This window comes from Nonomuraea sp. NPDC023979, from assembly GCF_040639085.1.
In the GTDB taxonomy this organism is placed as follows: domain Bacteria; phylum Actinomycetota; class Actinomycetes; order Streptosporangiales; family Streptosporangiaceae; genus Nonomuraea; species Nonomuraea ceibae.
On the sequence record NZ_JBEZZG010000017.1, the window covers coordinates 64,663 to 79,311 of the forward strand.

At 71.4% G+C, this 14,649-nt stretch carries 15 protein-coding genes; 8 read left to right on the plus strand and 7 right to left on the minus strand.

Annotated features, from left to right (window positions below):
* Positions 1-16: 16 nt before the first annotated feature.
* Positions 17-3,562: a DNA polymerase III subunit alpha gene (dnaE, locus tag AB0G11_RS27350; RefSeq protein ID WP_357589247.1), complete on the minus strand. Its 3,546-nt coding sequence runs from the start codon at positions 3,560-3,562 to the stop codon at positions 17-19.
* Between the two features lie 103 nt (positions 3,563-3,665).
* Between dnaE and AB0G11_RS27355 the strand changes: the two genes are divergently transcribed.
* Complete coding sequence (locus AB0G11_RS27355; protein WP_357589249.1) at positions 3,666-4,610, plus strand: LysR family transcriptional regulator; 945 nt, start codon at positions 3,666-3,668, stop codon at positions 4,608-4,610.
* Between the two features lie 24 nt (positions 4,611-4,634).
* Here AB0G11_RS27355 and AB0G11_RS27360 read toward each other — a convergent pair whose 3' ends face one another.
* Positions 4,635-5,039: a RidA family protein gene (locus AB0G11_RS27360; protein ID WP_357589251.1), complete on the minus strand. Its 405-nt coding sequence runs from the start codon at positions 5,037-5,039 to the stop codon at positions 4,635-4,637.
* 97 nt (positions 5,040-5,136) lie between these two features.
* Between AB0G11_RS27360 and AB0G11_RS27365 the strand changes: the two genes are divergently transcribed.
* The 4 genes from AB0G11_RS27365 to AB0G11_RS27380 all read left to right on the plus strand — a co-directional run bounded on the left by AB0G11_RS27365 (position 5,137) and on the right by AB0G11_RS27380 (position 8,245).
* Complete coding sequence (locus AB0G11_RS27365) at positions 5,137-5,517, plus strand: helix-turn-helix domain-containing protein (RefSeq protein ID WP_219509353.1); 381 nt, start codon at positions 5,137-5,139, stop codon at positions 5,515-5,517.
* Between the two features lie 123 nt (positions 5,518-5,640).
* The gene (locus tag AB0G11_RS27370) at positions 5,641-5,973 is read left to right on the plus strand and encodes a winged helix-turn-helix domain-containing protein (protein WP_357589253.1); all 333 of its coding nucleotides are present in this window, start codon (positions 5,641-5,643) and stop codon (positions 5,971-5,973) included.
* The gene (locus AB0G11_RS27375; protein WP_357589255.1) at positions 5,970-6,218 is read left to right on the plus strand and encodes a hypothetical protein; all 249 of its coding nucleotides are present in this window, start codon (positions 5,970-5,972) and stop codon (positions 6,216-6,218) included. The genes AB0G11_RS27370 and AB0G11_RS27375 overlap by 4 nt, the downstream gene beginning before the upstream one ends.
* 122 nt (positions 6,219-6,340) lie before the next feature.
* Entirely contained in the window at positions 6,341-8,245 is a 1,905-nt protein-coding gene (locus tag AB0G11_RS27380) for a serine hydrolase domain-containing protein (RefSeq protein ID WP_357589257.1), read from the plus strand.
* Positions 8,246-8,282: 37 nt separating this feature from the next.
* On the opposite strand, the gene AB0G11_RS27385 is transcribed toward AB0G11_RS27380, so the two are convergent.
* Entirely contained in the window at positions 8,283-8,807 is a 525-nt protein-coding gene (locus AB0G11_RS27385; protein WP_357589259.1) for a hypothetical protein, read from the minus strand.
* A gap of 125 nt (positions 8,808-8,932) precedes the next feature.
* Between AB0G11_RS27385 and AB0G11_RS27390 the strand changes: the two genes are divergently transcribed.
* Both AB0G11_RS27390 and AB0G11_RS27395 read left to right on the plus strand, forming a co-directional pair.
* Positions 8,933-9,370 (plus strand): MarR family transcriptional regulator, encoded by a 438-nt coding sequence (locus AB0G11_RS27390; protein ID WP_357589261.1) that lies wholly within the window; start codon positions 8,933-8,935, stop codon positions 9,368-9,370.
* Positions 9,367-10,197, plus strand: a complete 831-nt coding sequence (locus AB0G11_RS27395; protein WP_357589263.1) for an alpha/beta hydrolase — start codon at positions 9,367-9,369, stop codon at positions 10,195-10,197. Before AB0G11_RS27390 ends, AB0G11_RS27395 begins: the two co-directional genes overlap by 4 nt.
* A gap of 8 nt (positions 10,198-10,205) precedes the next feature.
* Here the strand turns inward: AB0G11_RS27395 and AB0G11_RS27400 are convergent, their stop codons facing one another.
* On the minus strand, positions 10,206-11,633 hold the full coding sequence (locus AB0G11_RS27400) for an MFS transporter (protein ID WP_357589265.1): 1,428 nt from the start codon (positions 11,631-11,633) through the stop codon (positions 10,206-10,208).
* A gap of 72 nt (positions 11,634-11,705) precedes the next feature.
* On the opposite strand from AB0G11_RS27400, the gene AB0G11_RS27405 reads away from it, so the two are divergent.
* Positions 11,706-12,461: a helix-turn-helix domain-containing protein gene (locus tag AB0G11_RS27405; RefSeq protein ID WP_357589267.1), complete on the plus strand. Its 756-nt coding sequence runs from the start codon at positions 11,706-11,708 to the stop codon at positions 12,459-12,461.
* Between the two features lie 21 nt (positions 12,462-12,482).
* Here the strand turns inward: AB0G11_RS27405 and AB0G11_RS27410 are convergent, their stop codons facing one another.
* The 3 genes from AB0G11_RS27410 to AB0G11_RS27420 all read right to left on the minus strand — a co-directional run bounded on the left by AB0G11_RS27410 (position 12,483) and on the right by AB0G11_RS27420 (position 14,623).
* Positions 12,483-13,421 (minus strand): CU044_5270 family protein, encoded by a 939-nt coding sequence (locus AB0G11_RS27410; protein WP_357589389.1) that lies wholly within the window; start codon positions 13,419-13,421, stop codon positions 12,483-12,485.
* Positions 13,421-13,954, minus strand: a complete 534-nt coding sequence (locus AB0G11_RS27415) for an RNA polymerase sigma factor (RefSeq protein WP_357589269.1) — start codon at positions 13,952-13,954, stop codon at positions 13,421-13,423. The genes AB0G11_RS27410 and AB0G11_RS27415 overlap by 1 nt, the downstream gene beginning before the upstream one ends.
* An 87-nt stretch (positions 13,955-14,041) precedes the next feature.
* Positions 14,042-14,623, minus strand: coding sequence for a TetR/AcrR family transcriptional regulator (locus AB0G11_RS27420; RefSeq protein ID WP_357589271.1), 582 nt, complete (start codon positions 14,621-14,623; stop codon positions 14,042-14,044).
* Positions 14,624-14,649: the final 26 nt, after the last annotated feature.

Below are 14,649 nucleotides of genomic sequence, written 5' to 3' on the forward strand. Positions count from 1 at the left end.
ACTCCGGGCCGCCGGGTCAGCCCTGCCAGATCGCTCCTGGGCCGAGCAGGGCCTTGACGTCGCTGTAGAAGGCCGGCTCCGGGGCGACCCGGAAGGGCTGCAGGTTCAGCAGCAGCCCTTTGGCGCCCTGGCGGTGCAGGCGGACGTGGACGGGGGCGCGGCCGGGATGGGCGGACAGGATGTGCTTGAGCTCCGAGACGACGCGCGCGTTCAGGCGGCTCTCCTGGATCGAGAGCACCACGGGCGGCTCGGCGTTCGCGTGTGACACGTCGAGGACTTTGATCTCCTCGCCGTACACGCTCAGCGTCTCGTCGCGGACGTTGACCCGTCCCCGTACGGAGATCACCCGGTCCTCGGCCAGCGCTTCGCCGTACAGGGTGTAGGTCTTGGGGAAGACGAGGCACTCGACGGCGGCGTCGTGGTCCTCGAGGGTGACGATCGCCCAGGGGCTGCCCTGTTTGGTGATCTTGCGTTGCAGGCCGGAGACGATGCCGCTGATGCGGACGGGCGCGTCCTGCCGGCCGGAGGTCTGCAGCTCGGCGATGGTGGTGTCGCGGTTGGCGTCGAGGACGTGTTCGGCGCCGTCGAGCGGATGGCTGCTGACGTACAGGCCGAGCATCTCGCGTTCGAAGGCGAGCAGGGTGGCGCGGTCCCACTCGCCCTCCGGGATCGTGGTCGAGAACGCGCTGCTCCGGCCCGGCTCGCCGAACAGCGAGTCCTGGCCGTGGGCCTCGTTGCGCTTGAGGTCGACGACCGCGTCGACGGCCTGCTCGTGCACCGCGACGAGGGCCTGGCGGTGATGGCCCAGGCTGTCGAAGGCGCCGGCCTTGGCCAGGGACTCGATGACGCGCTTGTTGCAGACGACGGCGGGGACCTTGGTGAGGAAGTCGTTGAAGTCGGTGTACTGGCCCTTGGTCTCCCGGGAGGTGACGATCGCGTCCACGACGCCCGTGCCCACGTTGCGGACGGCTCCCAGGCCGAAGCGGATGTCGGCGCCGACCGCGGCGAAGTCCTGCCGGCTGGCGTTGACGTCCGGGGGCAGCACCTTGATGCCCGCGCGCCGGCAGTCGGCCAGGTAGACGGCCATCTTGTCCTTGTCGTCGCCGACGGAGGTGAGCAGCGCCGCCAGGTATTCACACGGATGGTTGGCCTTGAGGTAGGCCGTCCAGTAGGAGACGAGGCCGTAGCCGGCGGTGTGCGACTTGTTGAAGCCGTAGCCGCTGAACGGCACCAGGACGTCCCACACCGCCTTGACGGCCTCCTCGGAGAAGCCCCGCCCGCGCATGCCCGCCGAGAAGCGGTCCCATTCGGCGTCCAGGACCTCCTTCTTCTTCTTGCCCATGGCCCGGCGCAGCATGTCGGCGGCGCCGAGTGAGTAGCCGGCGAGCTGCTGGGCGATGGCCATCACCTGCTCCTGGAAGACCACCAGGTGGTACGTGTCGCCCAGGATGGGCTCCAGCGCCTCCTCCAGCTCGGGGTGGATCGGCTCGACCGGTTGCCTGCCGGTCTTGCGCAGCGCGTAGTTGGTGTGGGCGTTCATCTCCATCGGGCCGGGCCGGTACAGCGCGTTCACCGCGGCGATGTCGGTGAACGTGGTCGGCTGCATCAGCTTCAGCAGCACCCGCATGCCGCCGCTGTCGAGCTGGAAGACGCCGAGCGTGTCGCCGCGGGCCAGCAGCTCGTACGTCGCGGCGTCGTCGAGCGGGATCTCCAGGACGTCCAGCTCGACGCCCTTGTTGGCGCGGACGTTCGCGATGGCGTCGCCGATGACGGTGAGGTTGCGCAGGCCGAGGAAGTCCATCTTCAGCAGGCCCATCTCCTCGGCCTGGGTGAAGGGGAAGCCGGTGATGACGGGCCCGTCCGTCTTCGGCTTGACCAGGGGGATCACGTCGATGAGCGGCTCGCTGGAGAGGATCACACCGGCGGCGTGGATGCCGGTCCCCCGGGTCAGGCCCTCGATGCCGGTGGCGGCGTCGATCACCCTGGTGACGTCGGGGTCCTGCTCGTACATCTGGCGCAGCTCGGCGGCCTCGCCGTAGCGGGGGTGGCCGGGGTCGTGGATGGCGGCCAGCGGGATCTCCTTGCCGCCGTCCGCCGCCGGGAACGCCTTGGTGATGCGGTCGCCGAGCGCGTACGGCAGGCCCAGCACCCGGCACGAGTCCTTGATGGCGGCCTTGGCCTTGATGGTGCCGAACGTGACGATCTGGCAGACCCGGTCCTCGCCGTACCTGCGGGTGACGTAGTCGATCATCTCGTCCCGCCGGCGGTCGTCGAAGTCGAGGTCGACGTCCGGCATGGAGACGCGCTCGGGGTTGAGGAAGCGTTCGAAGATCAGTTTGTGCTCGATCGGGTCCAGCTGGGTGATGCCGGTGCAGTAGGCGACCATCGAGCCGGTGGCCGAGCCCCGGCCGGGGCCCAGGCCGATGCCGTGCTCGCGGGCGTACCGGCAGATGTCGGCGACGACCAGGAAGTAGCCGGGGAACCCCATCGCGTCGATGACCGACAGCTCGTAGTCGATCCGGTCCAGCACCTCCTGCGACGGCCGGCCGCCGTAGCGGCGGCGCGCCCCCTCCAGCGTCTCCTTGCGCAGCCAGCTCGACTCGCTCTCGCCCTCCGGTACGGGGAAGCGCGGCGTCAGGTCGCGGTGCGCGAACACCTCCCCGTAGTCGCCGACCCGCTCGGCGATCAGCAGCGTGTTGTCGCAGGCGCCCGGCACCTCGGCGTCCCACGACGCGCGCATCTCCTCGGCGGGCTTGACGTAGTAGCCGCTGCCGCTGAAGCGGAAGCGGTCGGGGTCGGCGAGCCGCTTGCCGGTGCCGACGCACAGCAGCGCGTCGTGGGCCTGGGCCTGGTTCTCCGTGACGTAGTGGGAGTCGTTGGTGGCCAGGGGCGGCAGGTCGAGCTCCTTGCCGAGCCTCAGCAGGTCGTCGCGGACCCGGCGCTCGATGGCGAGGCCGTGGTCCATCAGCTCCAGGAAGTAGTTGTCCGGGCCGAAGATGTCGCGGTAGCGGGCGGCGGCCGCGACGGCCTGGTCGTACTGGCCGAGCCGGAGCCGGGTCTGCACCTCGCCGGAGGGGCAGCCGGTCGTGGCGATGATGTCCTGGCCGTGCTCGGCGAGCAGTTCGTCATCCATGCGCGGATATTTCTGGACGTGTCCTTCGAGCCAGGCCCGGGACTGCAACCGGAAGAGGTTACGCAGGCCCTGAGCACCGGCCGCCCACATCGTCATGTGCGTGTACAGGCCGCGCCCGGAGACGTCCCCGCCCTCGCCGGTCTCGTCGTCGGAGCGGCGCAGCGAGAGGTCGTCGCTGTAGTACACCGGCTTGCGGTGGTGCCTGGAGGCGGGGGCGACGTACGCCTCGATGCCGATGATCGGCTTGATGCCCGCCTTGCGCGCCTTCTGGTGGAATTCGTACGCCCCGTGCACGTTGCCGTGGTCGCTCATCGCCACGGCCGGCATGCCGAGCCGCGCCACCTCCTGCATCAGCAGGCCGACCTTGGCCGCGCCGTCGAGCATGCTGTACTCGGTGTGCACGTGGAGATGCACGAAGGACCCCGTCACTATCCACTCCCCCTGGTTGTACGCTGCGGCGAAGACCCCGCATTCGACCCGAGAGGAAGCCGGGTTGTCCAACAACCGACACGCCGCCCGTCCACAACCAGCGGTGGTACCACCAGTTGACCTGGACCTCGCGGCGGTCCGCGCCTTCGTCGCCGTCACCGACGAGCGCTACTTCAGCGAGGCCGCCGCCACGCTCGGCATCAGCCAGCAGGCCGTCTCCAAGCGCATCGCGAAACTGGAGACGGACCTCGGCGTACGGCTGCTGTCCCGCACGCGCGTCGGCGCCGAGCCCACCCAGGACGGCCGGGCGTTCCTCAACCACGCCCGCGCCCTCGTCGGCCTGGCCGACCAGGCGGCCGAGATGCTGCGCAACCGGCGGCGGACCCTGCGTGTCGACGTCCTGGACACCCGGCTGGCCTCCATCGACGTGATCCGCGCCTTCCACCAGGTCACCGCGGACGCCGAGATCGACATCGTCACCTCCAACGGGCTGCGTTCCGCGCGCGCCTCGCTGGCGAACGGGTCCGTGGACGCGGCCTTCGCGCGGGCCTGCGGGCCGCTGGGCGACGACCTGGTGTCCAGCCCCGCCTATCTGGAGCAGGCGCACCTGCTGGTGTGCCGCGACCATCCCCTGGCCGCTCTGCCGCAGGTGGAGACGGGGCGGCTGGCGGGCATGACCGTGTGGATGCCGGGCAACGCCGCCGGCAGCGAGTGGGCCGACTTCTGGCACCTGTTCGGCGCCGAGTTCGGCGTCCACATCGACGACTCGGGCCCCGACTTCGGCTGGGAGTACTACGTCGAGGGGATCGCCTCAGGTGAGCGCGTCGGCCTCGTCGGCGAGTGGTGCCGCCTGCCCAGCCATGCGCGCACCGTGCAGATCCCGGTGGTCGACCCGGTCCCCGTGTATCCCTGTTCGCTGCTCCGCCGGCGGCACAACGACCATCCGCTGCTGACGTCGCTCGCCCGCTTCGTCAGGGACCGGTTCCGCCCGTTCGACCCCGGACGCCAATGGCTGCCCGCCGCCGACCGCGCCGCCTTCCTCCCCTGAGGGCCTGTCTGGGGGTGACGCGGCTCAGTCGACGATCGCGGTGACCTCGGCCTCGACGAGGATGCCGGGCTCGAAGAGGATGTCGACGCCGATCAGCGCGGCCGGCGGCGTGGCGAGGTCGAACTCGCGCGCCGCCTGCTCGACGCCCGCGTTGAAGGCGTCGTACATCTCCCTCTTCCAGCCCGCGGCGTACCAGGTGAAACGGACGACGTCGTGGAACGTCGCCCCCGCCGCGCCGAGCGCCTTGGCGACGTTGCGGTAGACCTGGGCGACCTGCCCGGCCAGGTCGCCGGGCGCGACCAGCGCGCCGTTCTCGTCCCAGGCCACCTGACCGGCGAGGTGGACGTGCCTGCTTCCGGTCGCCACCGCGACGTGGTGGTAGAGCGGCACGCGGACGTGTCCTTCAGGGTTGATGAGCGTAACAGCCACGATCTTCTCCATCGATAGTTTCTTGCGGTTACTCAGGAACTGTAGGAGAGTGTGCGCTGACATGGAAGAACGCACTTTTCAGTGACTGGGGAACCTGATGGTGACCAAAGAGCTCAGCAACCTGTCCGACGAAGCGGATCTGCGGCGCGCCGACTCCCTGGCGCGGGAGATCTTCTCTGACGTCGCCAACAAGTGGGCATTGCTGATCATCGAAGCGCTCGGCGAGCGCACCCTGCGGTTCAGCGAGCTGCGGACCGAGGTCGAGGGCATCAGCCACAAGATGCTCACGCAGAACCTGCGCATGCTGGAGCGCAACGGCCTGGCCGAGCGGAAGGTGTATCCGACGGTGCCGCCACGGGTCGAGTACACGCTCACCGGGCCCGGTCAGGCCCTGCGCGCCACGGTGGACCTGCTCTGCGGCTGGACCCACGAGCACTTCGGGCACATCGAGTCCGCCCGGCGCCGCTTCGACGCCTGACGCCTGCCACGCCTCGGCGCTCGCCGGTGCCCGGAGGGCATGACCGAACGCAACGTTTGACGCTCCATCTTCCACCTGTCAGACTCAACTAACAGGTGAAAACCGGCGCGCACAAAGGACGGCATGCTGACCAGTGAAGAGTTGCTCCAGCTGCTGGCCGCGTTCGGGCACCCGGTGCGGCTGCGCATCCTGGCCGAGCTCGCCGGAGAGCGTGTGCACGTCAGCGAGCTTGCCCGCCGCGTCGGCGTGTCCCGCCCGCTGCTCTACATGCATCTGGAGCGGCTGGAGAAGGCCCGGCTGGTCGAAGGGCAGCTGGAGCTGTCGGCCGACGGCAAGGCGATGAAGTATCTCCGGCTGCTGCCCTTCGAGCTCACCCTGAACATCGGCACCGTCCTCGCGGCCCTCCGCGCGGACGACGAGGAAGGACCCCACCACGTGCAGGAGACCCCGCAGTGATCGACGTCGGTTCCATCGTGATCCCCATCGCGGTCATGCTGATCCTGTTCGGGAGCATCACGGCCTGCCTGGCGTTCTACTTCCGCTTCGAACGGCATCGCACGGACGTCCTGGCGGCCGAAATGGCCCGGTACCGGGAGCTCACCGAGCAGGCCGTACAGAAGCAGGACCAGGTGCAGACCAGGCTCGCGGAGCTGACCGAGAGGGTCGCGGCGGTGGAGCGGATCCTGCGCAGCGTCGACTGAACCACCTGTGAACGAGGTCCGGGAGCGAGCGGCAACTCGCCCCCGGACAGCGGAAACCGCACGACCACGCCTGAACGGCGTGCCTTGACGCGTACGTGTTCCCTAGGAAAGGAGAGCAGCTCATGCTGCTCGAACGCAAACCATCCCGTCGGCGTGCCCTGGTGTGCGCACTGGGCGCCGCCGTCTCGTTCCTGAGCGTCACCGCCCCCGCCGCCGCCGAGAGCCCGGCGCAGTCCGTACGGGACTTCGCCGACACGTTCGTCACCCGGCAACTGGCCGAACACCGGATTCCCGGCGCGGCCGTCTCCGTGGTGGCCGGGGGCCGCCAGGTCTTCGCCCAGGGCTACGGCGTGGCCGAGGTGGAGACGCGCCGTCCCGTGGACGCCGCCGAGACCGTCTTCGCCCCCGCCTCGGTGGCCAAGCTGATCACCGCCACCGCCGTCATGCAGCTCGTCGAACGGGGCCGCATCGACCTGGACGCCGACGTCAACGAGTACCTCACGGACTTCAAGATCGAGGACGCCTACCCGGGCAAGCCGGTCACCACGGCCCATCTGCTCACCCACAGTGCGGGCTTCGCCGGCGGCGACTTCGGTACCGGCGCGGCCACCGCGCAGGACGTGCACCGGCTCGGCGAGCACCTCGCCGGCCACCAGCCCCGCCGCATCCGCCCGCCCGGCACCCGCGCGGTGTACTCCAACTACGGCATGGGCCTGGCCGGCCACCTGGTCGAGCTCCGCTCGGGCATGCCCTTCCACGAGTACGTCCAGCGGAACATCTTCGCCCCGCTGGGCATGACGCGCTCCACCCTGGCCCAGCCGGAGCCCGGCCCCATCGGCCGCGCCCTCGCGCCCGGTTACCGGCTGAGCGGCGACCGCCAGGTCAGGGCCACGGGAGCGAAGTACGGGCACATGCCGCCGCACGGCGCCGGGTTCCGTTCCACCGCGACCGACATGGCCGCCTTCATGCTGGCCCACCTGGACGACGGCGGGAAGATCCTCAAGCCGGAGACCGCGCGCCTGATGCACACCCGGCAGTTCGGCAACGCCGAAGGAACCTCCGGCATGGCGTACGGCTTCCAGGAGCACACCAGGAACGGCCGCCGCCTGCTCGTGCACCGGGCCAACATCCCCGGCTACTTCGCCGTCCTCGCGCTCGTCCCCGACCGTGACATCGGCATCTACGCCTCCTACAACGGCAACGGCAAGGGCGGCCCCGACTCCGCGTGGGCGCTGGTCAACGCCTTCGCCGACCGTTTCGCCGCCGCCCCGGCCCCCGCGGCGGAGCCCGCCGGCCCGCTGCCCGACCCGGCCGGGTACGCCGGTTCGTACCGCACCGCGCTGGCGGCCGACATGACCGACCTCGGCAAGGTGAGCTCGCTCACCAGCGTCACGACCGTGACCGCCGCCGCGGACGGAACGCTGACGACCACCGGCGCGACCGCGCTCGGGGCGCCGGAGACCCGGCAGTGGACGCAGATCGCGCCCGGCCTGTTCCGCGAGAAGAACGGCTACCGGACGATCCGGTTCGGCGCGGACGGGCTGCTCGCCACCGAGAACCCGGCCGGGCCGCTGGAACGGCTCGCCTGGTACCAGTCGCCCTCGCTGCATCTCGGCCTGCTCGGCGTCAGCCTGACCGTCCTGGTGCTGTCGGCGGTGGGCTGGCCCGTCGCCTTCGCCGTCCGGCGGGCACGCCGCCGCTCCCCCGCGCCCGCGCCCCGGCCGGCCGGGCTGCCGGGCTGGCTCACCGCGGCGCTCGTCACGGCCTCGGCCGGCTCGCTCGTGGCGATGGTCGCCGACTTCGACGCCAACCAGGCCGACTTCTTCCTTGGCGGCAGCCCGCTGTTCACGGCCATCACCACCCTGCCCGTCCTGGCCGCGGTCGCGACCGCCGCCCAGGTGGTAACGGTCGCGCTCGCCTGGCGCAAAAGCTGGTGGACCCTGGCCGGACGGGCGCACCACAGCGCCGTCACCCTGGCGGCGCTGGCCTACCTGAGCGTGGCGGCGGCGTACAACCTGATCGGCTGACGAGACATCCAGCAGCTCGGCGACGAGCGACGGCAGGTCAGGGCCGCTCCGGCTGGCGGGCGCGCCAGCGGCGGGTCGCGGCGCAGGCGATGCCGCCGGTGATGAGCAGGGCCAGGAGGGCGGCCTCCCCGACGGTGTGGATCAGGTAGCGCTCCAGGTTCCGCTCGACGATCCACCAGGCGTCGACAGCGGAATAGGCGAGCTGGGCGGCGCCGATGCCGGCGACCCAGCGGACGTGCGGGGTGGCGGCGGCGGTCACGTACGCGACCGACAGCGGCCAGATCCACCCGGCGGGGGACCATTCCCCGGCGTGGTAGAACGCCAGCACCGCGATCGACAGCAGCAGCACGGTCATCGGCCGGCGGCGGCGCAGGAACAGCAGGCCGCCGAGGCCCAGCGCCACCGGGATCACACCGGGCCACGGCTGCCAGGGCGAGGTCACGCCGGTGCCCAGCGCGACGGCGACGAACAGGACCACGGTGCCGGCGGCAAGCCCGGCGTCGGCGATCGTGTCGAAGTGGCGGACCAGGACAGGCGGGCGCAACGGCACCGAATCGGTCATCACTACCTCCACCGAGAGACGGACGGCGGAGACACCATATGTCGGCTGGCCGGTGATGAGGCAGCCTTTTGACCAAAACTTCGAGCCGACTTGCAAGGCTAAGTTAGCATGCTAAGTTAGCTGGTGTGGAACGCAATCTCAGTCTCAACCTGCATGTGCTCCTTGCCCGCCTTGACCGGGCGGCGGACCGGATGCTGCGGGCGGAGCATGACATCTCCTACAGCCGCTTTCTCGCGCTGACCCTGATCAGCGAGCTGGGCGTTTCGACGCAGCGCGCCCTTGCCGACGGCCTGGGTGTGACCGAGCCGTCGGTGAGCCGGATGACCGCCGTTCTCGCCGCCGACGGGCTGCTCGACGTGCAGCCCGATCCGGCGGGCGGGAACCGCCGGCAGCTCAGCCTCACCGGCAAGGGCGAGCGCCTCGTGGCCTCGCTCCGGCAGGAGTTCGAGGAGAAGCTGGCCGCTCTGGTCGAGCACAGCGGCGTGCCCTATGCCGAGTTCGCCGAGCACACCGCGCGGCTGCTCGCGACGCTGGACCGGGTGGAGCGGGAGGCGGCCAGGTGAAGCAGCGCACGGTCTTCTCCGCGGACGGGACGCCGATCAGCTATCTGACGTCGGGCGCCGGGCCGGGTCTCATCGTGCTCGGGGGCGCGCTGCGAACCTCTCAGGACTACTTACCGCTGGCCTCCGCTCTGGCCCGCTCCTTCACCGTGCACGTCGTCGACCGGCGGGGGCGCGGCGCCAGCGGTCCGCAGGGGCCTGACTACTCCCTGGGCAAGGAGGTGGAGGATCTGCTGGCCGTCCAGGCGGAGACCGGAGCGCGGCTGGCGTTCGGGCACAGTTTCGGCGGCCTTGTCGTTCTCGAGGGCGCTCGGTCGTTCCCGGTGTTCGAGCGCGTCGCGGTGTACGAGCCCGGAGTCCCCGCCGGTCCGGTGCCCACGGGGTGGATGGATCCGTACCGGGAGCGGCTGGCCGCGGGTGATCCGTATGGCGCGTTCGTTCATTTCATCCGGGGCGCGGGTGGTGCACCCGCCTTTCTGGCCAAGTTGCCGTACTGGTACCTGCGGATGGCGCTGCGGGTCGGGTTCCGCGGGCCGAGCTGGCAGCGGATGCGGCCGCTGCTGGGCGCCGGCCTGGCCGAGCACGAGCAGGTGGCGGCCCAGCAGGGCCGGCTTGCCGCGTTCGCGGCCGTCACCGCCCCGGTGCTGGTGCTGTGCGGGGGTCGTACGCCGCGCGCGAGCAGGGCGGAGTTCGATGCCGTACGCGACACCCTTCCCCGCGCCGAGCTGGAGACCCTGCCCGGCCTGGACCATTTCGGGCCGGAGGGGAAGACGGCCCGGACGGTCGCCGAGCGCGTCCTGCGGTTCCTCCGCAGTCCTGACGCCGGCTGATCCCGTCCTCATGCTCGCCCGCGCCGAGGGATGAGGGCCAGGACCAGCACCATCGTGATGACGGCCAGGCCCGCGCAACCGTAGAGCACCGCCGACGCGCCGGAGGCGACGGCGGCCTCGCGCGGTCCGGCGGTGACGCCGGCGATGCGGGTGGTGTAGACGGCGCCGAGCACGGCGGTGCCGATCCCGGCGCCGATGGAGGCCAGGCTGGTGATCGTGCCGGAGACCATGCCGGCGCGCTGCCTGTCGGTGACGTTCATGGCGACGGCCATCACCGGCGCGCCGGCGATGCCGCCGCCGACCCCCCAGACGAGCAGAGGGATGGTCAGCAGCCACGGCGAGGCGGCCGGGGTGAGGGCCAGGGCCAGCCACGTGGCGCTGATCGCCTTGCAGAGGTAGCCGGCGGCGATGACGTGCCCGGGGGCGAACCAGCTCAGGAGTTTGCCGCCGAGCAGACCGGCCGCCATCTGCGCCAGGAAGACGGGCGCCAGCAGCAGGCCGCTCTGCGTGGGGCTCAGGTGCAGCGCCTCCTGGAAGTACTGCACGAAGTAGACCGTGCCGCCGATGGACAGCACGCGCGAGATGAAGACCGCCGCGGCGGCCCCGGTGAAGGCGGCTTTGCGGAACAGCGCGAGGTCCAGGGTGACCGCGCCGGACCTGGACTGGAGCAGGAGGAACGCGGCGAGCAGGACGGCCGCGATCACGAGCTGGGTCAGTGTCGCCGCCGACGCCCAGCCCTGCTCCTCGCCGCGGAGCAGCGCGAAGTCGGCCACGGCGAGCGCGGCGATCAGCAGTGCGGCGCCCGCCCAGTCGATCCGGCCGTGCGCGGCGGACCGGCCGGAGGCGTCGGCCGGGAGGACGCGCAGGCAGAGCAGGAACGCGGCCACGCCGATGGGGACATTGATCAGGAAGATCGCGCGCCAGCCGAAGGCGTCGACGAGGGTGCCGCCCAGGAGCGGGGCGATCAGGCCGGCGGCGGTCGCGGCACTCCCCCAGGTGGAGATGGCCAGGTTGCGGCGTTCCCCGTCCAGGTGGTCCGACAGCAGGGGCAGGGCGTTCACCATCAGGACGGCGCCGCCGATTCCCTGAAGGGCGCGGGCGAGGTCGAGCACCACCGGGGTGGGCGCGGCGCCGCAGGCGAGCGAGGCGAGGGTGAACAGGGCAATGCCGAACAGGTACATGCGGCGCCGGCCGATGCGATCGGACAGGCTGCCGGCGACCTGGGTCACCGCGCCCATGGTGATCATGTAGCCGACGATCACCCATTGGACGCCGGCGAGCGTCGTGCCGAAGTCCGCCTGGATCGCGGGCAGGCCGATGGTCACGATCGTCATGTCGATGACGACCAGTGCGGTGCCGGCGATGACGAGGCCGAGGATCGCGCGGCCGCGAACGGCCGTCGCCCGGCCAGGGAGCTGGGGATTGGTAAGGCTCACCTAAGTGATCGTGATGCATGCCCCGGCTTAAAGTCAACACTGTGTGAAGTTCAACGTTGTTATGCTCGGACGGTGCCCGAAGATCCCGACACAGCCGGACCGGACCGGACCGGACCCGCCGACGGCCCGCGCCGCCGCCGCAGGCCGCTGACGCGCAAGGGCCGGCCGACGCTCACCAAGGACCTCATCGCCCAGACGATGCTCGACCTCGCGGGCGTGCACGGGTTCCGCGCGGTGACCATGCGGCTGCTCGCCGAGCATCTCGGCGTGACGGTCCGGGCCCTGTACAACTACGCCGAGGACCGCGACGAGCTCGTGGCCCGCGCGGTCGCCCTGTTCATCGAGCAGTGGCCGGCCCCGCGGCCGGATCCTGAGCAGTGGGAACGCAGCATCCGGGAGTACGGCGCCGCCCTGCGCGCGGTCTACCGGCGCTACCCGCGTGCCTTGCTGGTGTCGTTGGACGAGGACCTCGGCGACGTGGCGATCCACCCGAACCGCCTCGTCCACACCGACGCCTTCCTGGGCATGCTGCGGGCGATCGGGCTGAGCGTCGCCCAGGCGCAGATCGTGCACCACGATCTGACGATGCGAGTGTTCGCGTTCGTCCTGCTCGTGGACCACCGCCAGGACCAGGGCGAGCCGGTCATGCACCACACTCCCGCCCCGCCCTCCTGGCTGCGCGCCCACCCCGGCCTGGCCGTCCCGCACCTTCGGGAGGCGGTCGCAGCCGCGCCGCTCATGACGGTGGACGAGGCGTTCGAGCACGCCATGCACGGGCTGATCGTGACCGCGCGCGACCTGCTGGCCGACGCGCGGCACCGTACGTGATCCTCGCCGGGCGGGCCGGCGTCACGAGAAGGTCGACTCCTTCGGGGCCGGGTCGTCGGTCCAGCCCAGCCGCTTGACCAGATACGCCGAGGACCCGTCACTCTCCTGGATGGCGAGGAGCTGCCCGCTGTCCCGGTCGATGACGATCTGCTGACGGGCCGACGCCTCGCCGTACGTCAGCGCGACCCCGGTGCGGCCGTCGAGGTCGGTGACGCCGTCCTCCACCCGCACACCCGGCAGGCCGGCGAGCACCCGGTAGAGCGCGGCCCTGGTGGCAGGGGTGGTCTCGGCGTCGAGAAGGAGCCATGCGCTCGCCCCCCACAGCCACGCCTCCGGAGCCCGCCCGTCGGTGGCCCGCAGGATCTCGGCCTTGAGCGCCCCGGGTTCGGCGGGCAGCCGCGTCGCGGGCGTCGTCGTCAGCTTCAGCGGGGTGAAGTAGATCTTTCCCGGCAGGCAGTCGTCGCACAGGTCGGGCGAGCCCGCGGCCTGCCACGCCTGCCGGTCGGCGGGCGTGAGCGGTTCGGCGGAGACGGGGCCGCGCTGGTGCCGGTATCCGACCTTCCGGTCCCGGCTCGCCCACAGCACGTCCCTGGCCCGCTGCTCCACGGTGTAGGTCGCGGTCCGCACCCGCGACACCCGCACCATCTCCCGCCGCCACCACGCCCCGGTCCCCGGGGGCTGGGCGGCCAGCCGGCCGGCCGCCGCGTCGAGCACCGCGTCCGCCGCGTCCGCGGCAGGCACGGTTGCCGTCCGCACGCCCGTCCCGCCCAGGAGGGGCACGGCCACGAAGCCGCCGGCGATCACCGCGCTGACCGCGACCGCCGCGAGCGCCACCCTGGGCCAGACCGGCCGCCGCCGCCGGACACCGCCCAGCACCCGGGCGCGCGCGGCCATCGCCGTCGCGTGGTCGGCGGGCGGCAGGTGCGGCATCACCTCGTCGATGAGCTGGAACTCCTTCATCACACCTCAACTCCCAACGCGTCACGAAGCTTGGTCCTGGCCCGGCTGAGCCGGGAGGCGACGGTGCCGTAGGCGACGCCGAGCGCCGCCGCCACCTCGTCGTAGGTCAGCTCGCCGTAGGCGACGAGCAGCACCACGTCGCGCTCGCCGCGCGACAACCCCGCGAGCGCGGCGGACAGGTTCTGTACGGTCACCCGCGCGGCGACCTGGTCCACCACCCGCTGGTCATGGCCGTCGTCGTCCACGGGCGGCCCCGATCTGGCCAGCGCCCGGTATCGCCGCAGCTCGGCACGCCGGTGCCGGCCGATGAGCTTGGTGGCGACCCCGTACAGCCAGGGTCTGATGCCGCCTTTGGCGGCGTCGAAGCTGTCACGCCGGCGGAAGGCGATCAGGAAGGTCTCGGCCGCCAGGTCCTCGGCGACGTCGGGATCGAGCCGACGGCCGATGTAGCGGCGGATCTCCTCGTCATGGGCATCGAAGAGGACGGCGAATCGCTCGGGATCGGCGACCTCTCCGTCGAGGAACGTGGTCATGCATGGTCTCTCTCACCTGGAATGTCAGGACACTGGTGATTGCCCGGTCGCCGGGAACCCTTCCAGGTGAGTTTCACGGGCTTCGGATCATGCCGGCGGGCCGCCGGTGAGGGCGGCGGTCACGGCGCCGACCAGGTGCTCCTCGACGTCGGCGGCGCTCCTGCCCCGGTCGGTCGTCAGTTGCTCCCAGACGGGGATCGAGGTCATCGCCCAGGCCAGGTCTGCGGCGAGGTCCGGGGTCAGGCCGGGCCGCAGCCGCCCGGCGGCTCGCAGCCGGCGGGCGGCGGTGAGGAAGCCCTCGTGGAGCTCGCCCATCCGGTCGTTCCAGGCCGCGGCGGCGTCGGGGTCGTCGCGGCGGGAGGCCAGCAGCACCGAGGCCACCGGGTGGATCGTCGCCGCGTAGCGCAGCCAGACGCGCAGGAAGGCGCGGAACGCCTCGACGGGTTCCGGCCCGGTCAGGGCCTCCTCGCAGCGTGAGCGGATGCCGCTGCGCGCGTCCATGTTCCGCACGACGGCCACGAGCAGGCTGGCCCGGGAGCCGAAGTGGAGGTAGAGCGCCTGCCGGGAGATCCCCGCCGCGCGGGCCACCTCGGCCATCGAGACCTGGGGGCCCTGTTCGGTGACGAGCCGCTGGGCGGTCTCCAGGATGCGCGAGCGCGTGCTTGACATGTGTCAAGCGTAGACCTAGCTTGACA